Raw genomic sequence first — 25,312 nt, 5'->3', positions numbered from 1 at the left:
ATTTAAAAGTAACATTCAATGAAAGAAGAAATTTATGTCCACTCTGGCAGAGGTATTTTAAATATAAAAGGTAGTCCAACAGAAAGTATTCTTTATGTAAGAAGTAAACCACGAATAATGTCTTTTTTTGCAGAAGTTAATACAACACTACGTTATCAGATTGGAAAAGAAGTAACAGAAGAGCTAATACGAGTCAATCATAAATATGAAAATATAGTCAATGAAGGAAATATAGATTTGAATAAAAGTTTAGAAGAACAGTTTCAGTATATTACAGAATTATTGACCAATGGAAAATATACACTTTCATATTATATGGAACGTCATGAAACCCATGTTCAACCTGCTATATCAAAAGATAGTAATTATATTTCATACGATACTTATGGTGGTTTATATGATATTGTAGCTACTCAATTTCACTTAAATCAAAAGAAAGTAAAGCAGTATAAATCTATTATTTCAAAAGGAAAAAAACCTATAGTTCTTTTACTGATGCTAGAAAATTCAGCAAACAAATATATTATTGATGGTCATCATAAACTTAAAGCCTATAAAGATTTAAAAATCAATCCTAAAGTTTTAGTTATTTCAAAATTAGATGCTAAAAATATAAAATATGAAGAAGGAATGAAAATAATAACTTCTTTAGGTGTAAGTGATAAAAATATCATAGAACGATACAAGGATGAAAAAGAAAGTAGATTTTATGAGAATAACTTCTATAATTTGTACTCTAAGTAACTGAGCAAAATAAAACATATCTAAAAAAGAATTAGAAAATGGAAATTTAAACTGTCAAGACACCTTTGAGGTGTCAGACAGATTTTGTTAAACTATAAATAATTTTACCCAGTTACTTAAATAAGAGTTACAACATCTAGTTTCTTAAAAATCTAAATCAACTTTGACAGTCCTCCTTAGAGGCTGTCAATAGTTTAAAAATGGTATCAACTATTGTCAGAGTTACTTTGGATTACCAAAAACTACTGACAAAATTTTCCTTAAACAACCGTCATTTCTGTTCCTTCTACCTCTAAAATCAAATTTTTGCTATATGCACTAGACGGCGTTTGATAACCTGTTTTAAAATCCTCATTCAACACTTTTTCAGTAATCAAAAGGGCTGTAATTGAAGTCAATTTGTAGCCTTCTGGTGTAATTAGTCTAGCTTCTATAGTTGTTTTTCCATCCGTTACTTTACCCCACAGATAGCTGTTATTAGAGTTTCTTTTTTCTTCATTTGGTCCTTTTTCTCCTGCTTTAATTTTTTTCTTTATCACACTTTTGACAAAATCATTTTTTAAAGCAAAAGACAAATATCCACTTATTTCCATTGCTTTGATAGCCTTTGGAGGTTGAGCCATAAAAACTTTAATATTTGGAATTTGAGTAGAATGAAAAGCAGTAGAAACATCGCCCCAAGGAATTGTTACTGAATTCATTTTCTTTATTCCATAGTCAATAACTTTGGTTTGATAAGCCGTTTTAACGGTTTTGATAGTTCCATTTTCACGAATCATTCCTCCTGCGCCTGCATTTTCTACCATAGTAAGTGCTGTTCCTTGCGAAACCCCTCCTAATCCCATAAAAGCAAGTTCTAAATGTGTAGCAGTAGGCAATTCATCTTTCAAAAATTTGGACAAACAATCTGATGGAACAACATCAAAACCTACGCCTGACATAATCATAATTCCTGCTTCTTTGGCTGCTTTATCTTGTGTTTTGGCATATTCAAACACTTCAATTTCGCCTGTAATATCCAAATAATGGACTTTTGCAGCAATACAAGCTGGAATAAATTCTTTTACTGTTTGTGTAAAAGGTCCTGCACAATTTAAGAGTACTTGTATATCTTCTCTTTGAAGAGCCAGTTTTAAAGCTGTTTTGTCAGTAGCTTCAAAGGCAATCCATTTCAAACCTAATTTATCAGCTAAGACTTGCGTCTTTTCTATATTTCGTCCTGCCAAAATAGGGTTTAAGCCTTTTTGAATGGCTAATTCTGCGATAAGTTCGCCTGTGTATCCGTAAGCTCCGTAGATTAAAAAGTTGGGTTTCATCGTGTAAAAAAGTAGGTTGTTTCTAGTTTTAAATTATCAGTAGGAGAACTTGGTTCTTCTATATCAGTAGAAAGCATTTGAAAGGTATTTTTGTTAGAAGAAATAATTTCCAGTTGTCTATATCTTCAATTCCTTCGTCTAAAATAATTGTATTTGATATTATGCTCAACGTCTTGTTAGCACAGATTTACTGCCTTATTTTCCTAAGTTCTAACTAAAGTATAAAAAATATATACTTCGAAAATACATCTTTTTTAGAACAAAAAAAGGCTATCCATACTTTTTGGATAACCTTTTTCTTCTACTATTTTTGATTCTAAACTATTATATTTTTTCTAATTTGCTGTAAGACCAATTTTTTTCCAATCAAACAAACGACCAGGATCGCTTCTGCGTGAAGGTGCATATTCATCGTGTCCGACTACATGTTTACGGTCATGGCTAATGTCTGTATGACGACTTTCAATATCTTTCAAAAGACGGTTTAAAGATTTGTATTGAGCTTCTGTAAAACCAATGTCTTCTTTATTTATTTTGCTATAACTAGAAGTCGAAATAAATTTTGACATTTCGGTTTGTGTTCCTATTGCCATCATTTCAATTCCTATCGAACGTCCATTCAAATCGTTATGATGATTTTCTCCTTCATGTGCCAAATGACCTTTTCCTGCGTGATGGGCTGCACGATTTTCATTTACTAAGTGATGAATAATTCCTTCTCTGTCTATAATATAATGTGCCGAAACTTTATAGGTTTCGAATACATTTAAAATGTCTTTTAAATTATATGGATTTTCTGGTTTGTTGGCTGCATTACTACAAAAATGAAGCATTACATGAGTGATAGAAGCATCTGAGGAACGATTACGAGAACATCTATCTGATAAAAGTTTGGGAGCAACTTCTGTTTTGGGAATAAATTTCTCTTCACCACCTCCTAAAATAGAAGGCGAATTAGGAGAGTTAGAAAAAAAAGCAGAAGAAAAAAAGTAGATTGCAATAAGTAAGCAAGTAGAGAAAATGTAATTTTTGTTCATAAGAAATAGTTAAGATTTTGAGTAAAGGGAACATTACTTACAAATAGTAGAAAATTTGTAACGCAATTTATATATAATTGTTCAAAAATCAAACCGTTTACCAACTTTTATTTGGTTTTTCTTTGTTATTGCCAAATCTTTAAATAATTGTTAAGTCAATTAAGTAACATAGAAGAAAATAGGGTAATAGTATTGTATCTGCCAAACTGACACTTAAATAATTGGTCTGCACGTTTGGCAAATATATTGCCTTTTTGATAGCATATTTAAAGCAAAATTAATTTTATTACAAGATTTATAAATTAAGGTGTGGAAATTTTTTAATTTTTATTCTATTACTAAATTTATAATTATTTGTATTAAAAATCAATAATAAATGCTATAAAAAATAAATTGCTTTACACAAAATAAAAAGACATCATTTCAAAAATATAAAATCAAAATATACGTAGTATGAATACTAATAATCATTCTGAAAACGATTCTACCAACAATCAAACAGAAGAAAATCTAAATTCAGAAGGACAAACTGAATCTACTTCGGACACTTCGGCAGAAACAAACGAAGAAACAACAGCAGAAACTGACAATTCAACAGAGGAAGCAACAGCAGAGCCTGATTATCGTGCCGAATTATTAGAATTGAAAGACAAACATTTGCGTTTGTATTCTGAATTTGAAAATTACCGTCGTCGTACTGCCAAAGAAAAAATTGAGCATACACAACTTGCAAATAAAAACATGATGGCTGCACTCATTCCTGTTTTAGATGATTTTCAACGTGCAGAGGGCTCTATCAATCAAGCAGAAGACCAAGATGCAAAAGCAGATATTGCTTTTGATGCTATTGGGATTTTGCAAAAACGTTTCCGTTCTGTCTTGGAGCAACAAGGACTTAAAGAAATGGATTCTGCTGTTGGAGAACCTTTAAATACAGATATACACGAAGCAATCACAACTACACCTGCGCCTTCAGAGGAACTCAAAGGTAAAATAGTTGATCAAATAGAAAAAGGATATTTTCTTAATGATAAAGTAGTTCGTTTTGCTAAAGTAGTTGTAGGCGCATAATTTCAAAAGCTGTCAAGACACTTTGTATGTTTTAGATAGTTGAAATAAGAAGCTATAATTATTTAAAAAGGAAAGCAATCAAGTAAAAATTACAACCTACTTTACAAAATTTAGAAAAATTAATTACCAGTTATGAGCAAGAGAGATTATTATGAAGTGTTGGGTGTTTCACGCAATTCATCAACAGAAGAAATCAAAAAAGCCTATCGAAAGATAGCAATCAAATTTCACCCAGACAAAAATCCAGGAGATGCAGCAGCCGAAGACAAGTTTAAAGAAGCTGCTGAAGCTTATGATGCACTAGGAAATCCAGATAAAAAAGCAAGATACGACCGTTTCGGACATCAAGGAATGAATGGTGGAGGAGGTGGTGGCTTCCAAAGTGCTGACGATATTTTCTCTCATTTTGGAGATATATTTGGTGGTGGTTTTGGAGGTGGAGGTGGCTCTCCATTTGATGATATTTTTGGTGGAGGAAGAGGAGGACAACGTCAGAAAAAAGGTTCTTCTGTTCGCATCAAACTCAAACTTACCCTTCAAGAAATTGCTCATGGAGTAGAGAAAAAAATCAAAGTCAAACGCCAAGTTTTGTGTGATACGTGTGATGGCTCAGGTGCAAAAGATGCAGCTTCCAAACAAACTTGTAAGCAATGTAACGGAAATGGTCAAGTAAGACGTGTTACAAATACAATGCTCGGTCAAATGGTAACAACAGCAGCTTGTCCTTCTTGTAACGGACAGGGAAGTATTATTACAGACCCATGTAAGTCGTGTAGTGGAGAAGGTGTCCAGATGAAAGAAGATGTAACTGAAATAAAATTACCAGCAGGAATTGAGGACGGTATGCAGCTTTCGATGGCAGGAAAAGGAAATTATCCACCACGAGGAGGCGTTGCAGGCGATTTACTCATTCTGATAGAAGAAGAAGAACACAAATATCTGAAAAGAGAAGGAAAAAATGTACATTATGATTTGTGCATTAGTTTTCCAGATGCTGTTTTGGGAACAACTGTTGAAGTTCCGACGATTGATGGCAGCGTAAAAGTTCCGATAGAAGCAGGTACACAAGGAGGAAAAATATTGAGATTGCGTGGAAAAGGAATTCGTCCGTACAATACGTATGAAACAGGCGACCAACTCATTCATGTAAATGTTTGGATTCCTCAAAAACTGACTAAAGACGAACGAAAAGAAATGGAACGTTTGAAAGGTTCAGATAATTTTGCTCCTGATTTGGATAAACAAGACCGTTCTTTCTTTGATAAAGTGAAAGAATTTTTTCATTAATTCTTGACTTCTTATATAAATATTCTAAAAAATAGAGTTTCAAAAATGAAACTCTATTTTTTTAGATAATTATTATTTAACCATTTTGAAATGAGTAGTAAAAGAATTAGGCTTTGCTTCATCAAAATGTTTCCAATCTGAATATTCTGACAATTCTTGTATAAATTTAATTACATTTATAATGCCTTCAATTTGAAAACAATTCTGCCAGTAATGTGAAAACTTTCTCTTTTCATTGTTAGGGTCTGAAATTTCATACAAAGTATTTCTCTGAAAACCTCTTGGTTCTACTACACTAAACAATTTCCAATTAGATTTATCTATAGAATAGCTTTGTTCATCTTCATTGTAAAAATCGTAACTAGATTGAGCATAAAAATCTTCATTGTATTGAGACCTAGTTACACCACAGTTTTGTTTTCTTATGGCAAATATAGGTTTTGGTTTCTGTTTGAAAGCTGTTTTTATATCAATTACTTCTACATATTCTAAGTTTTCAAAAATAGCATAATATGAAGTTTCAGTAGTGTCAAGTATTGGGTGTGTCATAATATTAGTTTTATTTTGAAGAAGTTGCTTTATCATAATCTCTCCAGTTAGAATATATTGATAATTCCTCTAACTTTTTCATTATAAGTACAATTCCTTTGATTTGAAAATAATCAGTTCTACTACCTACTGATTTCATTAAAACATAATTAGGTAGATGTCGGATTACACCATTAGGGTCTGAAATTTTATAGAAAGTTTCTCTACCACGAGTTTGTGATTCACGAATATTTAGTAAAACCCAGTCAGATTTTTTGACTTTATATTCATTCAAATCATTTTTATAAAATGTGTATTCAGAATGAGCAAAAAAATTGTCATTGTAATGGGATTTAGTTGTACCATAATTTTGCTTTTTTACAGCAAAAATAGCTTTTTTAGGTTGCTTAAAGGCTGCTTCAATATTATCTATTTCTACATATTCCATATTTTCAAAAATAGCGTAGTATTTAGTTTCCAAATAATCTAATTCAGCATGTACCATAATTTTAGTATTTAAATTTGTGAAATTTATTCAACAGACTTTAAAACGTAAATTTTATTATATTAGCGGTCATTTTATCCTTACTTTATGATTGATTTACCTAACTTACGTAAAAAAGAAAAGCCTTTTATGGCTCTTACTAGCTTGACTATCAAAGAGTTTGATGAGTTATTAGCTACTTTTTCTCCACTTTGGGAAAAACATTATATGTATTATGACCTCAAAGGAAAGGCTAGAAATAAGCCCACCTTCCGAGAACACGCAAAAATACAACTAAAAGGTAGTGAAATGAAACTTTTTTTTATCCTTTACTACTTGAAAAACAACCCTTTACAGGAATCTTTAGCTCTTACTTTTGATGTTTCTCAAGGAAAAGTTAATCAATGGATTAACAGCCTTCTTCCCATTTTAAAAGAAAGTTTAAGAAAAATTAATGTATTGCCTGCAAGAAATGAATCGGAATGGACAATAAAACTTGCAGATCGTGTTGAAGAAGCAGGTAAAGCCTTAGAGTTATGGGTAGATGGAAGCGAACGTGAAATTCCTCGTCCCTCCGATTACAAAGCTCAAAAAGAAGTATATAGTGGAAAAAAAAAAGCACACTATAAAAAATACTTTAGTTACAGATAAACATCAAGAGGTAGTTTTTTTAGGAGATACAGAAACAGGAAAAGTACACGATAAACGTTTATTAGAAGAAGATGATATTACCTTTCCTGAGGGAACTATTCTTCATCAAGATACTGGTTATCAAGGTCATAGACCTAAAGGTGTCCTTATTGAGCAACCCAAAAAAAAGCCTAGAGGAAAAGAATTATCGGAGCAGGACAAGGCTGAAAATAGTAAAAAGTCTAGTCGTAGAGTACGTGCAGAACACAGCATAGCAGGAGTAAAAAGACTTAGAATTGTCTTAGATGAAATCCGATTGTGGGGAGAAGAGGTAAGAGACCAAGTCATGGAAATTGCGTGTGGTATTCATAATTTAAGGGTAAAGACAAGAATAACCTATCAAAAATTATCGTAATAAAGTCTAATAATTAAAATAAATATGAATTATTTAAAACATACATTTTTTTTTGCTTTAGTCTATTTCTCATGTATATCTTTATTTGGACAAGTACAAGAAATTAGATGGAAGCATATTTATTTAGATACTGTTAAATTCGGTACTGTACTAATAAATGATTTTCAAATAAACAAAAAAGGTTGCTTATTTATAGGTACAGATACAGGATTACAGATAGTAGATTCTAATGGAGTGCGAAAGTTATCAAAAAAAAATAATAAACTTCCATTTAATGAAATTAATAAATTATTTATAAATGATAAAAAAAACAGTTTGTTTATAGGTTCTTATGTTGGGAACATAGCTGAGATTTTTATAGCAAAAAGAGATAGTTGTTTTAAAAGTTACCATATAGAACCAGAAAACACCTCAAATGGTTTAATTAAATCTATTTACTCTGTTAATGATAGTATGTATTTTTTTACAAAAAAAGGAGAATTATATAATCTATATTCTTCTAAATCTCATTACAATTTAGAAGAAGAGGTTAAGCAAATAATGATAGGTGGATTAGAACAAATCATAATTTGATTAAAAATAAAGATACAATCTTTTCTGTTCTAAAAGAGACTGATAAATTATTAACGACAGGAATTCATCATGATTCTGTTTCTTATAATTTGATAAAGAAAGGTAATAAATTTTTTTACCATAAAGGATTAGAGCAAAAAAATAAAAAGGTGAAAAACTGGAAAATAGAAAAAGATCTAAATATAATTTTTAGTACTGAGCTAAGTGAAAAATCTAGCATTTATATCTTCGATGAAAGTGGAAGTATTTACCTTTTAGATTTACTAAAAATGAAATTAGAAAATATATATACTCATAAAAAAAGGTTTTTATATCAAAAGTAGATATAATAGGAAATAAGTTTATTTTGAGTACAGAAGGTAGTGGGTTATTTATTATAGAAGGTTTAGAAGCAGAACCTAACATAGATAATAAAAAAAGAGACAGTTTAGTTATGAGAAATATAGAAAAACTATTACTTATTCCATCTAAAAAAGATACTACAAATAAAATCAAATTTCTGTTTCAAGGAGAAGAAATATCGGAAGGAGATACCATACCATTGAAAGATATAAACTTTGATTACCTTTCTTGGAAAATAAAAGATACTAAAGTAGTAGATAGTTTGTTTCAATTTTTAGTAGAAAATCCAAGGGTTGATGTAGAATTTCATGGGCATACAGGAGTAAATAGTAGTAGAAAAAAGGATATTGAAATGAACTATACTTTATCCATAAAGAGAGTACAATCTATTAGAAATTATTTGATAGAAAAAGGTATATCTACAAAAAGAATACAAGTTATAGGTTTTGGAGGCACAAAACCAAAATATGGAAGAAAGGATAAACGTAATCGAAGAGTAGAAGTTTTAGTACTATATAACAAGAGTCAATAAATAAAATGATGCCCTAACTTTTAATTACTAATCATTATTTTTTGTATATTATAAACACCATTAATTCTTGATTGAATTGATGGTGTTTTTTATGAAAGGTAAATTTTTAGAACGCAGTTCCATTTATAAACGACTTTTGGAGCAAAAAAATAAACATAAAATGACAAAATTAGAACAAGCATATCACTATATAGAAGAACTGGAAATTTCAGAGTTTTTTATCTTCTTGAAAAGCAATCCAGATGTAGTACCTAACCCAATGCTCACACGCTTGGAAAAAGCTTTTATACAAAGTAAAACTGACGTAGATTTTTATGACCAGTTAAAAGCTTTAGCTAACATACTTTTATCAGAGAGCAATACTCAACAGCCCCAACAAGAGACAAAAACTGAAACTAAAAGGGTTATCAATTCTAAAAACTATTTTGAGAAACTAGATAATAACGGTACTATTAACTTTGACTAATGTAAAAAAACTAAATTGAGAAAATGAATATCAATGCAGAAAATTATTTTGAGAAATTCGATAACTATGGGATTGTAAATTTTATCAATACCAAAAACATTAAAGAAGTTCCCAAAGAACTATTGGCATTAGCCGAAAAAACATATTTAGAAAATGTGCATACTGAATTTTCTACCCTTGATGAATTAGATAGCAAGGCGAAAATTACAGATGTGTATGTATTGCTGCAAGAACGTGAAGGCATACCACAATCAGATTTAGTTGATGAAAAACGTAAAAATAAAGATCAAGAAAAAGATAACATAGAACAAAAAACTGAAAAGCCACCACAAGAATTAGAGGAAGTTTTAAAGAATAACGACAAGTTTATATTAGCAGGCGAGCCAGGTGGTGGAAAATCAACTACTTTAAAATATATTACCTCTTTTCTTTGTTCAAAAAAAATAGAAGTTAATGAAATTTACGATAAGAATATTGGTATTTCAGATTATATACCTATTTTTATTGAACTTGGAAAAGTCAATGAATTTGATGTTAAAAATGAATATATAATTATAATTGAAGCAGTTATTAGTAAAATTTCTAGTACAATAATACAAGAAATTATAAAACAGAAAGTTTTAGATAATTTAGTAATTCGAGAGGATGTTAAAGAAGATAAAATTTTGAAGAATATCGTTCATAATCTTTCCTTCAACCTTATTCTTTCTTGGATACAATCTAACAAACTTTTTCTTTTACTTGACGGTTTTGATGAAGTTCCAATCAGTAAAAGTGAAAAGGCAAAAAAAGTGGTAAATAGTTTAGTGGATATTGTACCCAAAGCCATTGTTGCAGTACGTATAGCCAATTTACGTTCAGGTGAAAAGCCTAATCTTGCTAAAGAATTTACTATTTTACCTCTTAATCCAACTTCACAAGAAGAATTTATTAAAAAATGGATTTTACAGTTTGATGAAAATAAGGATAAGGTTATTGCTCAAGATATTCTTTCTATAATGCAAGAAAAACCCTCATTAATTAAAGCTACAGAAACACCTCTATTATTGAAAATTGCAGTACGTTTAGCTTGTGAGGAAGGCTTAAAAATTTTTGAGCAGGCAAGTTCTCGTTCTAAACTATATGATGAACACTTTAAATATCTTTTTTATGCAGCACTCAGAAGAAATGGAATTCAAATTCAAAAGAACAGAAATATTTATTATGATAACGAATTCGAAAATATAAAGCATATCCTAAAAACTATCGCCTTAGAGGTTTATCAAAAAGGCGAATGTAAATGGACAGAGATCAGTTCAAAATGTAAAAATACACTAAACCAACTTAACGAATATCTTAGAAAAGAAAATATTGATAAAAAAGGAATTGACTTTTTGAGACGTGATTTGGGTATTTTGGCTTCTGATAAAAAAGAAAAACAAGAGTATGAAAATGCTAACATATTCTTTTTGCACCAAACATTTTTAGAATTCTATTTTGGAGCATCTCTTAAAAATGCTTGGCTTAATAATACCAAACAAGTAGAGAAGTGGTTAAAGGTTAATTTACATCAATTAACTTATAGAGAGCCTATTTTACTAATGGCAGGACTTTTTGAAGAAACAGAGTTGAAAAATTTAGATTTGTTTATTACTACTGTAAAAAAGCAAAAAAGCCCTTTTGAGAGGACTTTAAAAAGAGATTTATTATTAGCAGGCAGAATAATAGCCGAAAGTAACGCATCATTTGAAAGATATAAAAATGACATGAGTAAAATTGTTAGCTTGCTGTCTTTTTGGTACAAACCTATCCACCCAGAAGTAATAGAGGTATTGGCATCATTTGCACGTAAAGATAAATTTCAAAAGGATTTGAGTGGAAAGTTTATAAATCTATTTGGTAAAGAATGGTTGGCTTCTGAAAGCACTCTACAAAATGTAGTCAAAATTTTTACTATTGCACGACATAAAGACGATAAAGTTTTGAGAAGTGCAAAAGCAATGTTGTATAAAATTTATAAGTATGAAAGACAATATTCTCACGGAACTCTAATTTCAGATATCCTAAACTACTTTGTTTCAATTAATTATTATGAAGATAATAACATAAACGCATTAATACTAGAAGAGCCTGAAATCAATTATAAAGAGTTTCATTCAATTATTAATTTTTTCTATAATTTTCAAAAAGTGGATAAAGAAAATTTATCTAAGTTGTTAATTTTATCATGTAATAATTTTTTATGTCAGACTTTTAATGAAAATAATAGTTGGTATGAGTTGCCTAGTTTTCTTATGTTTCTTGTAGTAGAAATAAAATTAGATGATAGTGAAAATGAAATTAGTTTTGTTCGTAAGTTATCAGAAGTAGTATTAAATATACCAAATGATAAATGCCATTTTTCTATTTTTCTTTCTTATGAGTATTTTAGGTCTATAAATTATTATACAGAAAAACTTTTGGATTTTGCATTAAAACAAACTTATAGACCTTTAGATCTTTATCGTTTGGAAAAAATAACTGATTTAACCCATGGTTTAGTGTATTATTTTACAGTACTGGACATGTGTTAATTTAGGTTGTATTTTGAGTTTTAGATTTTTGCACTAATTGGGTTATTATTTTTAATATTTTGTCTATAGAAGTAGCATAAAATACTACTTTTCCATATCCGATTCTAAAAACAGACTCGTAAAAGGATTCATTGTCTTTTTTTACTCTTTGTTTTGTTTTTACTCCTTCTAAGATACAGAGTAAAAAAGATGCAATTACTAATGCCATTAGAACACGAATTTTTCTTGGGTTTACCATTCCTAACTCCTCTAAATGAAATCCATTTGTTTTCAAATGTCTAAATAAACACTCTATTTTCCATCTGAGATAATAGATAGCACTAATTTTCTCCTTTGTTAAACGATATTTGTTGGTTAATAAAATGACAAACTTTTCACTTTCTTTTGCTGCTTGAGCATTATAAGAAATCACTATTTTTAGTTTTTTTGCAAAGTCAGTTTCAAATTCTTGGCTTACTAGTTTGCCTGATTTAGCTTTTTTAAGTAAGCTGTGGTATTTTTTAACTTCTAATTGATAATCTCCCTTACAAAGACGAATAATGTAAGTATATCCTTGTTCTTCTAAATACCTAAACCAAACTCTACCTTTATACTCTCTATCAGCTAAAATTGTAAATCTTTTTAAAAAAGGATATAACAATAAAGCCGATGCTAATAAACTTTTACGATGAGCAACAGTAGAACTACCTTTTCGTTCTAAATTGATCCAAAAAATAGGAATAGCCATTTTTCTATAAATAACACTTAAGACCAAAACATGATAGGTATATTCCCCTAATTGCCAAACACTACCATCCATAGCTAGATAGAAAATTTCTTTTTTTATGTCTTTTCTATTCAAAAAAGAGCCTATACTAAAAACTAGAATCAGCTTCCATAGTGTTTTTTGAACATAGACATCCAAAAAATAACGAGTAAGCCGTTTATAATGAGAATCAATTTGAACAGTAGGAGAATTTAAAAAAATACCTACTTGATTTTTTAATTTGTTTAGATTAACAGTTTCTTTTATCAGAATACAGCTAATAAGCAACAAAGTAGCGTGAACATAATGGATAGGAATATCTGAAAATTCCTTTGTATATTTGTTCAGCAGGACGGAATAGAGTTTTTTGGTTTTCACACTTCTAAATTAACTCTTTCTGTCCTTTTTTTGTCAAAAATTTAACTCATGTCCAGTACTATAGTATTATTTAACCCTTTATGCAAGTGATTTTGGTAGTAAAGAAATTACGGCAGTTTTATTAGCGAATAAAGAGTTTAGTTATAATATCGAATTAATTAATAAGGAAAAATATATGCAATCACTTCCTTCTTATAATAGTGAGCAAGCTCTTAATATAATAAAAGAAATGGAAGTATGTAATGGAGGAGTAATTCCTTATCATGGTAGTTTATGGGATTGGCAAGAAAAAGTTATTTCTGAATTTGAAGAAGAAGTTAAACTAGGGAATGTTTCATTTTCTAATCTATCACAAAAAATGACGGAACAAACTTTGGAAGAAGTATCTTTTAAAGTTTTAAGAAATGTGAAATTTTCGACAATTTTTGTTGTAAAACATAGAATAACAAGTGAAATCATTTGTAAAAAAATGTTAGAGCTTTTAGGACGTAAAGACACAAGACTTTGGGCAATAGTTTACTTTACTGGTGTAAAAAACTATGATTTTCAAGAATTATCTAAATTACCTCAGATTCATTCCCCTATTTGCAGTGTTACAAGAAATAAATATTTCAGAAAAGCTAAGAAAAAAACTACCAAAATTTGTGAATATATTGTACATACTCAGCCTGAACTTTCTTTTTCAAATAACGATATTTGTTTTTTTAATTATTTACAATCTATCCAAATTTACTATAAAGACCTTTTTCTTTCATTATTTGAATATCACGAAAATTATATGATTGCTTATGTAAAATACTTAAACTTTGAAGAACTAAACACTAAAGAAATAAACTATATTTATCAAAAACTTTATAAAAATAGTTTTTTTAGTTTGGGGCTTTTAAGTAATAGCCCAGCAATTTGGAAGAAATTACCTAATTCAGATAAATACAAAGACTATTCCCCTGCACTTTTAGTCATAGAAAATTACCGTAACTCTAAACAGTCAGTAGTCCTATAATCTAAGTACAGCCGCCCTTCCTCGTCAGACTCTAGCCAAATGAGAGCTGCATATTTAGCTCGTACCTTGTAATTCAAACTCTTACTTCATTATTTTAGAGTATTAGCTAGAAGTTTCTAAAAATCTACTCAAATCAAATCCTCCTTTTTCATCTGATTTTCCACCGAAATAATAATATCTTCTTCCAAATTCTGAACTTGTCTTAGGATTATTTCTAAATAATTATTACCTAAACGACGACGCACTTCTTCAATACTTTCAATCGTTGCTTTGACAGCTTTTTTACTTTCATTTGCCAAAACAAGCCTACGAAGTGTATAAGTAGGAAGCGTTTTATACTTTCTCAAATCTTGAATAAGCGTAGTAATAAATTCTAATTGAGCCGAATTAAGCTGTTCTCTGTACTTTTTTGAAAGTGTTTTTAAGCTGTTTAGTGCTTGTTGTTCAAGAGAAATTTGTGGACTTGCTCTTCTACTTTTGGGAGCATAATTTTTAGCTTCCTCATAATTTTTCCAAAAGGCTTTACTTAGTGGTTGTGCAGGTGTTTCAAAATCACATTTTACTAAAGAAACTATATCTTTAAAAGTTTTTCGTTCAATATTTTTGTCTTTATCAATCACTAAAGGAAAAATACTTGTTCCTTTTTTTCTCAAAACAAGTGTGTTTTCTTCTTCAAAAAATTTGGCTGTTTTGATGCGATTTGGAAAACTATTAATTCTTTCAAGAACTTCTGGGTAATTTTCTTTGATTGCTGCAAATTCATTTCTTACAAAAGTATCAATACTTATTTCTTCATCTTCTTGGTACTTACCAATTTTACTGAAAAGCGAACTAGCAGAAGGCTCTTCTGAGGCATCAAAAATTTTGGCATCTTCGCCTAGTGCATTATGAATTAAAAACATTTTTTGAGCTGCAATTTCTCTACTTTTCACGATAGTTGCACCTTGAAGTGTAGGGAAGAAATTGTAAATGTAAAGTGTCTCAAAAACTTTTGTTCCTATTCTATTAATACGTCCAACTCGCTGAATAACTCGTGTAGGATTCCAAGGAATATCATAATTGATAATCAGACCTGCTCGGTTGAGATTAAAACCTTCTGAGAGTTTATCACTCGTTACCAAAACATCAAAATCATCTTCCTGTTTTCCGTCTTTGTCTTTATATTTTGCATTAAAATTAGTGTTGAGTTCTAGCTGTGTTTTTTTGGATAAACTGCCATCACAAAACAAAACTCTTCCTGCAAATTCTGCTGAAAAATACTTTTCCAAATGCCTAACTGTATCAGTATATTCTGTAAAGAGAATTACCTTTCTTTTTGGTACATTTGACTCTTTAGATTGTTTTAAAACGTCCTTTATTGTTTCTACTATTTTTTTACGTTTTGGGTCATTTTGAATTAAATCTAACTCTTTAATTTCCCTTTGTATCATTTCAAAAAGCGCAATATCATTTTCAATATCTTCTAAAAATTGCTTTTTGAACTTAAATTTGTTCACTTCATAAATCGTCGTATGTTTTGGGGAAGTTTTATCTTGAGCATTTCTTTCAAACTCTTCTAAGGCATTTTCTATTTGTTCAGAAACAAAATCATCTTCTCCTTCCTGCTCATTATAAATTCCTTCAATCACTTTTCTATCCAAAATGTACTTATCTGAATGCTCAATAAAAGATTTTACCATTCTATTGACCTTCAAAAAACGTTCAATACTTTTTTCAAATGAACCAAACGAACTCTCAAAACGCTTTACCAACAGACGACGCATAAAACCATATAAGTTATTTTGCTGTTGAAAGATTCGGTTTTCTTCTTCACTTTTTTTCTCTTCGTCTTTTTGTTCATTCTCGTATTGACTTGGGCGATAAATTGCGCCTGTAAACTGTCCATTTTCACCAAAATAAGTATAAATTACTTTATCATAAAAAATGGATTGTTTTTCACTCAATTCATAAAAAATCTCTTTTGGGTCTTCTACTTCTGAAAGGTTAGTAACTTCTTTACTATATGTAACATCTTGTTTTAAATCAATTCTATTTCTGCGAATCGTAACATCTTTAATGGTGTCTTTGATTTGCGTTGCAATAAATTTGACTTCATTTCTGACTAAAGAAACATTGATAGGAGGCTTACTTTTAAAAATATCTTTGTAGATTTTTTCTACTCGTTTTCGTTTTTTGTCGTTCTCCGAATTATAGTCTTTCAAAATATTAGAAAGTCGTTTGAAACGATAATCATAACTCTTAAAAAGCTGTTCCAAGTTGCTTTCTATACTCAAACTAGATTGCCCTGGAATGACGAAAAGTTTGAGCAATGAGAAAATATCAGCAGGCGAATTATTAAAAGGAGTTGCAGTAAGTAAAATGACTTGTTTTGCTTTACAAATTATTGCCAAAGCCTCATACATGGCTGTATCTTGATTTCTGAAACGGTGTGCTTCATCAATTATAATAACATCATAATTTTGGTCTTCGATAGTTTCTGCAATTTCTTCTACCTTTCCTACACTCTCAATATCCCAATCATATAACTGAAAAAGATGCTTGTATTCGTGCCAACCTGTTTTTTGCTGGGCATTTCCCATAAGTCCAGGGGGACACAAAATAAGTCCTCGTTTGCGTAATTGTTTGGCTATTAAAGACGCAATAACTGATTTCCCTAAACCTACCACATCGGCAATGATAACGCCGTTGTGCTGCTCAATGACATGCAGAGCTTGTCCGACGGCATCTTTTTGATAGGAATAGTTTTGAAAACCTGCATCAAGTAATAATCTATCCAAATAACTATCAACTTTCTTTATTTCGTGTAAATCAAGATAGGTTTTGAGAATATAAACGTAGGCTTCAAAAGGTGTAATAAGTGCTGCCTGTGTTTGATTTTTGAGAAATTCAATCAATATATTTCTGTCTTCTTCTAAGGCTGTAATTGAATCGGCAATTTCCCAACGCTCATCAAAATACCTTTCTGCTTCTTCAAAACCGTAATCTTTTATTTCTACATTAAACTCTTCTTGTCCTTGCAAACCTGCTTTTGTTAGGTTGCTACTTCCTGTTATGAGTTGTCCTTTCTTTTCAGTTTCGTCTGCTTTTACTGTGTTGTAGGCAAAAAGATAAATTTTGGCGTGATTGGGTTTTTGTGTCTTGCGAATCTCTAAACGACCTATTTCTATTAGTTTTATAAAAAAATCAAATTGGTCGTGAAAAATTTCGGTGTCCATGTCCGAATGATTGAGAGCTTTTCCTAGTGATTTTATAAAATCTGAAAAGACTTCTTCTCTACTTTGATTTTCTTTAAAATTACCAACTTCTATCAGCGTTCCTGAAACAGTTTTATCAACACTAAGTCCAACCAAAACTTTAAGGTTGATTTCTGTATTGGATTGTAGATAATTATAAATCTCTTGCCAACCCGAAAAATAAAAAAAACCAACCAAAAATTTGAGTTCTTGGCTGACAGGAATAAGTTTTTGCAAACGAGTTTGCATTGATTTTCCGTCGATGGAATTGGTGATGAAGTTGGACATGGTTTAATTTTATAGAGCTAATTGGTTTAGACTTTTTTGAGTAGCATTATCTTCTTCATATTTGAAAAATATATCTTGCCAGTTAGGTATAGGCAATAAATCTGCTTCCTTTTTACTTTTATTTTCGTATTCAATTATTTTCTCCAATACGTTACTGAATGTTATATCTTTATATCTAAGAAAATCAATCTTTTTTATATCCTCTAAACTTTTAGGTTTTTCTTCCCAACATTTTAAACTACTTATTCTACTATCTGATATGTATATATTTTCCCCTAATTTAATAGAAAATACATTTTCATTAGATTTGAATAAATATATATTATTGATTTCTTCAGAAACACGTATTTTTAGAATTACTTCATCATTCTTTTTCAAAATAATTTTAGCACCTTGAAAACTAGGTAATTGCTCAAGGATTTCTAAATTAGTTATAACTTTTGTTAACTCTTCTTTAAATGCAGGAACTGAAATATCAACGTGGGATAAAGGATTCATTAGGTGTTGTACATAAACTGAAATTTCTTTAAAAGCATTATGATAAACAGGATTACTGTTTTCATAGTTTATATTTTCATAATTTATCTTTTCCCAAAAACTAAAGATAGATTTTATTTGTCTATCTAACATTTGTTTGTCCATTCCATCTTCTCCCTTCAATGCTATTCCCCTCAATGCTATTTCCTCCAATTCTGATTTTTTAAATTTTCTTGAAATCAAACTTTCTACTGCCTTTCTCAAATAATTAGCAGATGCAGAATAATCAAATTTATTCTTATAAAATAATGCTTTAGCAATTTCACTTTTTGATTGTTCTATTTTAGGTACTTCAAAGCCTTCATTTGAAAAGTCATCTACATACATTTCATAAAACTTCCATTCCTTATCTGTCTTGTTTTCAAACCATTGTTTCGAAAGCTCAAACCATTGTCTATCATAGGTAGTCAAAAATATTTGATAATCTGAAAATTCATTTTTCAAAATATCTAATAAAGGAATGCGATTAGACATATCCAAACCAATAAAAATATCATCAAGAACTAATAACTTTAATACACTCGGAGGATTGATGATTTTTAAAGATGCCAAATACATACAAATTGCTAAAGCAGATAAACGAGCTTCATTCAAAAAATCGTGATGTTTTGGTACTTCTTTATCAAACAACTTTACTTCAATATTTATTTTTGCATTCTTTACTTGTTCTTGTGCAGATTTTTTATCTGTGATGTTAAATTTAGCAGCTAATGATAACTCTATTTCTAAATTTGTCGAAAAATAATCATTTAAAAACTTATTTGTATTTTGAGATAATCTTTTTAGGAGTTCTGTTAGTGTATTATTGAATAAATCTTGCCATTCAATAAATGCTTTTTGTGGTTTTGCTCCTTTCTCTAATGAATCTATTTTTAAGTTTTTCCAGACTTGACCTATTTGTATTACAGATTTGTCTTTAAGTTCATAACTTCCTAAAATCTCCTCTATCAGTAATTTGAATAAAATTTGTTCTACTTTATCTTCTTGTTCCTTATCAAATAAAAAGGTTCTCAAAATTCGTTTGTAAGTAAAAAAAGGATTTTGTTTTCCTACATCTGCTATAAATTTTCCATTTGAAGGTGCTGAATTTGAAAATACTTTATCAAATCCGTTGCTGCTATCAAAAGGTACTCCCATATCTAAAGGAATTGATACGCCACTACCTCTTCCAGTAAAATGGATAGTAATTTTTCCGTCTTCATTTTCATTAAAAATATTGGAAACAAAATCTATATTTTTGCCCGAATAATCACTATTCGCACTATGAAAAAAATCTTCTAAAGCTCTGTACAAAGAACTTTTTCCACTTCCATTTTCTCCATAAATAAGCACATTTTTTTTATCTGTTTCTATGACATCGTTTCCATAAAAAGCTCGATAATTTTGAATTTCTATTTTTGTGATTTTCATTAGTCTGCTTTTTATCGGTTATATTTTTGACTATAAATAACTCTTATTTCTGAAACACTATCTAAATAGTATAGATTTTGAGCAACTGAATTTTCTAGTTCTTGCATTGGTTTTAAGGTTTGACGAATGGTTTCTAACTTTTCCTCACAACTTTTCAAAACCGTAATATCAGGGATATTCCACATAAATTTAAAAATATCTTTTCCATCGGCTTTCATACTTTCAGAATAATATAATTCGAAGACAAGACCATTAATGATTTGAGTTAAAAAATTAATAAGTAACCTATCTTGAGCTGTTTCTAAATCTTGAGTTTTCAAAAATAAAACATAATCTACCAACCGAACAAAAACTTCCTGCTGTTCTTGACTAGCCACAGGAATAGGAATTTGCTGAATGTAAAAATTATAAAAATCCATTGTACGCACTGCACGAGCATAAACAAAATTATAGAGATACCAACTTACAAAAGTAGAGTTGAGATAAGCCAACCAAAATTTGGGTTGTATGCTTTCGTGTAAATCAAAAGAAATTAAGGTATTTGTAATTATAATTCCTTCTTCATCATAACATGCTGTAATTTTGAGGTGTGGAGTTGGATTATCAATGTGAGATACAATTCTTTGAGCAATTACTTTAGGTTGCAAAAACTCTTTTGCATTTTCCCATTTTAGTTGGTCTTTATTTTTTAGGTATCTGTTGTTTCTGACTTTATAGGCTTCAATATCAATTCCTTTCAAGAGTTTGTATTCTTGCTCTTCATCAGAAAAAAAGTTTGTGCCTATTGCTAACCCTAATTTTCCTTTGACTAATTTTTTCTTACTTGATTTTGCTTCAATTTTATGTAAAATATCTTTTGGATAAACTCCTTTGTAGATTTGGCAAGTATTGAATTTTGTAAAAATAAGCTCTTTGTCTAATTGATTTATTCTTTCAAAAGAACCATCTTTTTTTAGAAATGATAATTGAACTAATGAATTTGTTTTTGATTTTTTTACACCAAAAACAGTCGCTTCTAAAAGGACATTTTGAAACGATTTTCCTGTATCTGCAATAAAAACTAAATCATGTTTTTTCCAATAATTCATACGAACACCTTCCCATTTATCGCCATAAAGAGATTTTTTAGGAATGATGAATGATAGAATACCGTTTTGTTTTAGATAATTATCAAAACAAATTTTAATAAAAAGCTCTGCACTATCTCCACTTTTAAATTCTATATTTTTGGTCTTTCTAAAATATACTTTGTCTTCTTTGGTCAATACATTTCGAAAACCATAAGGAGGATTTCCAATAATAATATCAAAGTTATCCTGCACGCCAAACATAAAATTTGCATCAAACCACTCACAAGGTTCATTTTTAAAAGGTTTCCAAGATGCTAATTTTAGTCCTTTTCCTTCTACACCTTTTATAGCTTTCTCATTTTCAATCGCTTTAATTTTATTCTGTAAAATGATAAAATCTTGTTTTATATTTTCTTTATCCTTGCCATTACTGGTTAGATAATTTTCTCTTTTGTCCTCTAACAGTTCCACTTCTTTATATACATCTTTAGAAGTAAGTGTCATTCCTTTTACATTGTCTTCAATTCCTTTTAATGTATTCGCAGTTACGAACTTAAATTCAAGGTTTGGTAAAGGACGAATTCCTCTATTTTCTGCATTATCATCTACTTTTTCTTCTACAATAAGAGTCAGAAAACAACGTAGTCTTGATATTTCAGTAGCAATAGGTTGAATATCAACACCAAAAATTGAGTTTTGAATAATATGAAATTTTCTAGCGTAATCTGTTGTAGAAGTGTCTAAATCATCTTTGATTTTCTTTCTTAACCACGAATTAGTTATACTTTTTACTAATCGTTCCTTAAAAATTTCAGCATTTGGGTCAATTTTCTGTAAAGCAAAATTAATTCTTTGCAGTACACTAATAGGAAAAGCACCCGAACCACAGGCAGGATCAAGGACTTTTACATTCAAAAAAGCATCGATTATTTGCTCTCTATCTTCAAAATCAGTTGATTGTTTGTCATCTTCTTTAAATAATTCTCTTAGCTTTTCTTCGTCTTGATTTGTATTTTGTTTGAGGTAAGTAATTAAAGATTCTTCTACCATATAATCCACAATCGGACGTGGTGTATAAAAACTACCTGTTGATTTTCGTTTTGATTTTGTAGTTGAGCCTTCTTCTGCTTCAATTTCCCCCAAAAGATTCTCAAAAATTGTCCCTAACATTTCTGGGTCAATGCTTACTTCTTGGTCGCTTAGGCTATTTTCATCTATGGTAAAATTATACCTTTCTAAAGTTTGGAAAAAATCTGTTATCCAATAATTTGGAATAACTAACGTGTTGAGATTAGTAGAAAGACCGTTTTTATCAGCATTGTAATAATCTTCTTCTTGTGCTTCGAAAAGTCCACCATTTAGAAAAGGAATTTTTTCATGATTTTCTAAAATATTATCTATACGCTCGTCTAAAGGCTTGTTGAGAACTTGAAAAAATAGTTTTTCTAAAAAGAAATGATAATACGAATCTGTATTTTCTACTTTTTTAGAATGTAACCAGTCTGTTGGGACAAGTGGTGTTCCATTTTTGGAAACTTTATTTTTCAAAAACCACACAAAAATAATTCTACCTATCAAACGAACAGCAAATTCTTTTGAAGTTTTGGTAGCTTCTTTTTGAGTGAGAGAAGGAAGTTTAAGAGGAGTAAATAAGTTAATTTCTTGATTAACTGATTTTTTATGCTCTGTTACTCCTGTAAGACGATTAAAAGCATCTGAAATATCTTTGTAAAACTGCTTATTGAGTGGTTCAATACTAAAGGCTTCAATAATGCTATCTATATCTGAAAACTCTGCTTTTTCAGTTTGCTCAATAAATGTTCGGTTAGTTTGTTCTTTAGATACAAAATAAGTATAACGTTTGAAATCTGTATATTTTTTTGTTTTTCCTTCAAAATTTGCTTTCACAAATGAAAAACGAAAGTTCTTGTCCTCATCATAAAAGATAAAAAAAGCAGCATCTTTTTCTTCATTTTGCAAGACTTTTTTAGCCATTTCAAACTGCTGTCTTTTTCCTGTTTTGTAGGTAAGTGAACTCTGTGTTTGTGCTGAAAAAACTAATAACTCATCATTACCTTTTAGATTTGCTTCTCCAATTTTATAAATATTGGTATATTTTTCTTCTGTATTTCCGTCAAACAAATGACTCATGTCGTCATTTTCTTTACGAAAAGAACGCAGCTTTTGTCTAAAAAAAGATTGTAAATTTTCTATCGAAAAATTGTCTATTAAATTTTTTGTGAGGCTTTCAGAAGTCATATTTATAGATAAAAAAGTGTTATTACTATCTTTTACTTTTTAAATCATAAAGATAAGTTTTTTTTATTATTAAAAAAATAAGACAAACTGTTTGCCTTGTGCAAACTGCTTGCCTTAAACTTACTCAATAAAGTATTCTTTCATCAGCTTCAAGTATGTTTTTTCACTATACCCTGTCTTCATCTGTAAACCCTCTCAATGTTTTTAATAGATAACTTTTACTCTTCATATCAAATAAATACACAGAATCAAAAGAGTTTTTGCTAGGGCTTCCTGCATTACCAAAATAGTGAATGTGTGTCATCTTACATACAGACGTTACTGATTTAGCATATATTCTTTCAAAAAATGGAAGTTCGTCATCTTTACTCTCATCCACCACACAAGCACAATCAGCTAACATTCCTCCTTCTCTTGAATCTTTATTTTTCCATTTACTACTGGTATAGAGAAATAAATCTTCAAGTAACGTTATTCTAAAACAAGATTGTTTTCTGACACCTTCTTCTTTATTTTCATTTTTTTCTTTGATAAAAAAGTAAAGATATGAACCAGCAGATTTCAATTTTTTTATGTGTGTTACGTTCGCATCTAATTTTAGTTCATCACAAATTTCAGCAGCAGAACGAATCTTTGTAGGTTTATCAAAACTTCCAATCTTCATATCACTCTCTTTTTCAAAAAAGAGAACATAATTTACATTTTCTTCTAAAACTATTCTTTCTTTTGTTTTTGAGTTGTAAATATGTCCGTGTTGAAATGTAATATTGATTGATTCCATATTTGAGTGTTTTTTGTTATTACTTTATAATAATTACGAACAACGGAAAAATGTTTGTGAACTATGGGTTTAGTAACACTTCCCCTGTCCTAGATACAAAGTTTATAGAAAATATAAAAGTTTAAACTATACACGTCAGCAAGTCTTTTCGTAAACATAATGTTGTGAACAAACTCCCTTATGATTACCTGTAACTTATATAAATGCAACTGCATTAATTATTTAAAAAATGCCTATTTCTCGAACATAGCGAACAGATATTGTTATACACTTTTATTCACTACTTAATACCAAAAAATAAAAAGATATTACAAAATTTACATAAAAAAAAACAACTGATTTTTAACTGTATGATTATCAAACACTTACAAATGGTAATTTTGAAGCTATTTCTTAATTTTTTAAAAAAAAGCACTCTGATTTACTTTAAATTACAGATAAGATACAAATAAAAACAGATAAAGTACGGACAGAGTACAGACCAAAATAGACAGAGTACGGATAAAGTACAAACAAAACATCCTTTCCAAACGGATTGGAAAGGATGTTCTTATAGATTTACAATTTTAGATAAGTAAGCGATGCAATTTCTGTCTAATTTTATAAGTCCTAGAGCTTCGGTCTGTGTGAGCTTCAACTCGTTTTTGTTCCCTCTTGCTGCGCTTTGCAGTCTTTTGATAACTTGCTCGTACATATACACTTCAACGTATTGAAAATAATTATTTCTTGTTACGTGGTTAGGGTCAAAGGTCTGATAAAACTCAAAAATCTTTTCTTCCAGTAGGTTGTACATATACCAAATATTCTCATTGGGTACAAAAACAGTCCACCGTCCAGTATTAGGATTGTATTTTGATGGACTGTTTAGAGTAAGAGCATTAGACTTTTTCAAAACTGACCTTGTTCTATTTGAGTAATAAAGTTTGTAAATACGGCATCTATCTTTGAGACTTCTTTGCAGCGTGATAGTGCATTTTCAAAAACGGCTCTTACCTCGTAGGTAGCTTTACGGTTTGTTTTTTCATAGGTCTTAGAAAGTGTATCTATGGCAGCTTCAATGAAAACAGATAAATCGGTTTGTGTCTTTGTGATTGTTTTTGGTGTTCTCTTGAAGGTTTTGGCTACCAGTATAGGCTCATACGCTACGTCTAAATCAGTAGGAGCTGTTACCTGATTTTCATTAGCTTCTTTATCAATCAGCTCTTTGAGTTCGGTATAAGAGTTTGGAATATCTTTGATACGTATTTTCAAACGTGCTACAATTTTCTCATACAGATAGTAATTATTTTCTTTGTTGAGCTTGTAGCCTAATGTATAATAGCAATATTCATTGAGCTGTCTAAAAACGCTGTTTCTCTCTTCATTTAATTGCTTTTCTTTGTTTTGTACCTGTATTTGTGGTTCTGCAAGAGCTTGTACATTTCCTTTTGAAGACATAAAACGCATCTTAAAACGTTCCCACTCATTCAGCGCATTGACTAGCATTTGAGGGTCTCTTTTTATATTTGTAATGGTTTCGCCTTCTGCTGATGGAATAGTGGCAATACACTTATTATGATGAAAAATCTTTAGCTTTTGAGGTATTTGGTCTTCCAAACGATAGTGAGAACCTAAAACCTTTCTGGCTCTTC

22 protein-coding genes are annotated in these 25,312 nt (G+C 29.9%); 11 read left to right on the top strand and 11 right to left on the bottom strand.

The window, feature by feature from the left end:
- Nucleotides 1-18: 18 nt before the first annotated feature.
- A complete protein-coding gene (locus tag ACE193_RS23735; protein WP_375560667.1) occupies nt 19-744 on the top strand; it encodes a hypothetical protein in 726 nt (241 codons plus the stop codon).
- A 260-nt stretch (nt 745-1,004) separates the two neighbouring features.
- On the opposite strand, the gene ACE193_RS23730 is transcribed toward ACE193_RS23735, so the two are convergent.
- Entirely contained in the window at nt 1,005-2,060 is a 1,056-nt protein-coding gene (locus ACE193_RS23730) for a saccharopine dehydrogenase family protein (protein ID WP_375560666.1), read from the bottom strand.
- 335 nt (nt 2,061-2,395) lie between these two features.
- Nucleotides 2,396-3,097, bottom strand: coding sequence for an N-acetylmuramoyl-L-alanine amidase (locus ACE193_RS23725; RefSeq protein WP_375560665.1), 702 nt, complete (start codon nt 3,095-3,097; stop codon nt 2,396-2,398).
- 453 nt (nt 3,098-3,550) lie between these two features.
- Between ACE193_RS23725 and ACE193_RS23720 the strand changes: the two genes are divergently transcribed.
- The gene (locus ACE193_RS23720) at nt 3,551-4,168 is read left to right on the top strand and encodes a nucleotide exchange factor GrpE (RefSeq protein ID WP_375560664.1); all 618 of its coding nucleotides are present in this window, start codon (nt 3,551-3,553) and stop codon (nt 4,166-4,168) included.
- Between the two features lie 132 nt (nt 4,169-4,300).
- Nucleotides 4,301-5,455 (top strand): molecular chaperone DnaJ, encoded by a 1,155-nt coding sequence (gene dnaJ, locus ACE193_RS23715; protein ID WP_375560663.1) that lies wholly within the window; start codon nt 4,301-4,303, stop codon nt 5,453-5,455.
- Nucleotides 5,456-5,527: 72 nt separating this feature from the next.
- Here the strand turns inward: dnaJ and ACE193_RS23710 are convergent, their stop codons facing one another.
- Both ACE193_RS23710 and ACE193_RS23705 read right to left on the bottom strand, forming a co-directional pair.
- Nucleotides 5,528-6,004 (bottom strand): hypothetical protein, encoded by a 477-nt coding sequence (locus tag ACE193_RS23710; protein WP_375560662.1) that lies wholly within the window; start codon nt 6,002-6,004, stop codon nt 5,528-5,530.
- A 10-nt stretch (nt 6,005-6,014) separates the two neighbouring features.
- Entirely contained in the window at nt 6,015-6,488 is a 474-nt protein-coding gene (locus ACE193_RS23705; protein ID WP_375560661.1) for a hypothetical protein, read from the bottom strand.
- 87 nt (nt 6,489-6,575) lie between these two features.
- Between ACE193_RS23705 and ACE193_RS23700 the strand changes: the two genes are divergently transcribed.
- From ACE193_RS23700 to ACE193_RS23670, 7 genes are all read left to right on the top strand, one after another.
- Nucleotides 6,576-7,118 (top strand): transposase family protein, encoded by a 543-nt coding sequence (locus ACE193_RS23700; protein ID WP_375558620.1) that lies wholly within the window; start codon nt 6,576-6,578, stop codon nt 7,116-7,118.
- Nucleotides 7,072-7,512 carry a transposase family protein gene (locus ACE193_RS23695; RefSeq protein ID WP_375558619.1) on the top strand — a complete coding sequence of 147 codons (441 nt, stop codon included), beginning with the start codon at nt 7,072-7,074 and terminating at the stop codon, nt 7,510-7,512. The genes ACE193_RS23700 and ACE193_RS23695 overlap by 47 nt, the downstream gene beginning before the upstream one ends.
- A 24-nt stretch (nt 7,513-7,536) precedes the next feature.
- Nucleotides 7,537-8,085 carry a hypothetical protein gene (locus ACE193_RS23690; protein ID WP_375560660.1) on the top strand — a complete coding sequence of 183 codons (549 nt, stop codon included), beginning with the start codon at nt 7,537-7,539 and terminating at the stop codon, nt 8,083-8,085.
- Entirely contained in the window at nt 8,082-8,408 is a 327-nt protein-coding gene (locus tag ACE193_RS23685; protein WP_375560659.1) for a hypothetical protein, read from the top strand. Before ACE193_RS23690 ends, ACE193_RS23685 begins: the two co-directional genes overlap by 4 nt.
- 23 nt (nt 8,409-8,431) lie before the next feature.
- A complete protein-coding gene (locus tag ACE193_RS23680; RefSeq protein WP_375560658.1) occupies nt 8,432-8,959 on the top strand; it encodes an OmpA family protein in 528 nt (175 codons plus the stop codon).
- Between the two features lie 160 nt (nt 8,960-9,119).
- Complete coding sequence (locus ACE193_RS23675) at nt 9,120-9,425, top strand: hypothetical protein (RefSeq protein ID WP_375560657.1); 306 nt, start codon at nt 9,120-9,122, stop codon at nt 9,423-9,425.
- Between the two features lie 23 nt (nt 9,426-9,448).
- Complete coding sequence (locus ACE193_RS23670) at nt 9,449-11,977, top strand: NACHT domain-containing protein (RefSeq protein WP_375560656.1); 2,529 nt, start codon at nt 9,449-9,451, stop codon at nt 11,975-11,977.
- A 1-nt stretch (nt 11,978) separates the two neighbouring features.
- Here the strand turns inward: ACE193_RS23670 and ACE193_RS23665 are convergent, their stop codons facing one another.
- Nucleotides 11,979-13,100 (bottom strand): transposase, encoded by a 1,122-nt coding sequence (locus tag ACE193_RS23665; RefSeq protein WP_375559008.1) that lies wholly within the window; start codon nt 13,098-13,100, stop codon nt 11,979-11,981.
- Nucleotides 13,101-13,275: 175 nt separating this feature from the next.
- On the opposite strand from ACE193_RS23665, the gene ACE193_RS23660 reads away from it, so the two are divergent.
- The gene (locus tag ACE193_RS23660) at nt 13,276-14,103 is read left to right on the top strand and encodes a hypothetical protein (protein WP_375560655.1); all 828 of its coding nucleotides are present in this window, start codon (nt 13,276-13,278) and stop codon (nt 14,101-14,103) included.
- Between the two features lie 128 nt (nt 14,104-14,231).
- On the opposite strand, the gene ACE193_RS23655 is transcribed toward ACE193_RS23660, so the two are convergent.
- The 6 genes from ACE193_RS23655 to ACE193_RS23630 form a co-directional block, all read right to left on the bottom strand.
- A complete protein-coding gene (locus tag ACE193_RS23655) occupies nt 14,232-17,624 on the bottom strand; it encodes a helicase-related protein (protein WP_375560654.1) in 3,393 nt (1,130 codons plus the stop codon).
- A 9-nt stretch (nt 17,625-17,633) separates the two neighbouring features.
- Entirely contained in the window at nt 17,634-19,571 is a 1,938-nt protein-coding gene (locus ACE193_RS23650) for an AAA family ATPase (RefSeq protein WP_375560653.1), read from the bottom strand.
- A gap of 11 nt (nt 19,572-19,582) precedes the next feature.
- Nucleotides 19,583-22,900 carry an Eco57I restriction-modification methylase domain-containing protein gene (locus ACE193_RS23645; RefSeq protein WP_375560652.1) on the bottom strand — a complete coding sequence of 1,106 codons (3,318 nt, stop codon included), beginning with the start codon at nt 22,898-22,900 and terminating at the stop codon, nt 19,583-19,585.
- Between the two features lie 166 nt (nt 22,901-23,066).
- Nucleotides 23,067-23,681 (bottom strand): hypothetical protein, encoded by a 615-nt coding sequence (locus tag ACE193_RS23640; protein WP_375560651.1) that lies wholly within the window; start codon nt 23,679-23,681, stop codon nt 23,067-23,069.
- 550 nt (nt 23,682-24,231) lie between these two features.
- Nucleotides 24,232-24,573, bottom strand: a complete 342-nt coding sequence (locus tag ACE193_RS23635) for a hypothetical protein (RefSeq protein WP_375560650.1) — start codon at nt 24,571-24,573, stop codon at nt 24,232-24,234.
- Complete coding sequence (locus ACE193_RS23630; protein ID WP_375560649.1) at nt 24,570-25,277, bottom strand: hypothetical protein; 708 nt, start codon at nt 25,275-25,277, stop codon at nt 24,570-24,572. The genes ACE193_RS23635 and ACE193_RS23630 overlap by 4 nt, the downstream gene beginning before the upstream one ends.
- Between the last annotated feature and the right edge of the window lie 35 nt (nt 25,278-25,312).

This window comes from Bernardetia aquimarina (assembly GCF_042180575.1).
In the GTDB taxonomy this organism is placed as follows: domain Bacteria; phylum Bacteroidota; class Bacteroidia; order Cytophagales; family Bernardetiaceae; genus Bernardetia.
The sequence above is the reverse complement of the archived record's forward strand: the minus strand, read 5'-3'. Positions and strand labels throughout refer to the sequence as shown.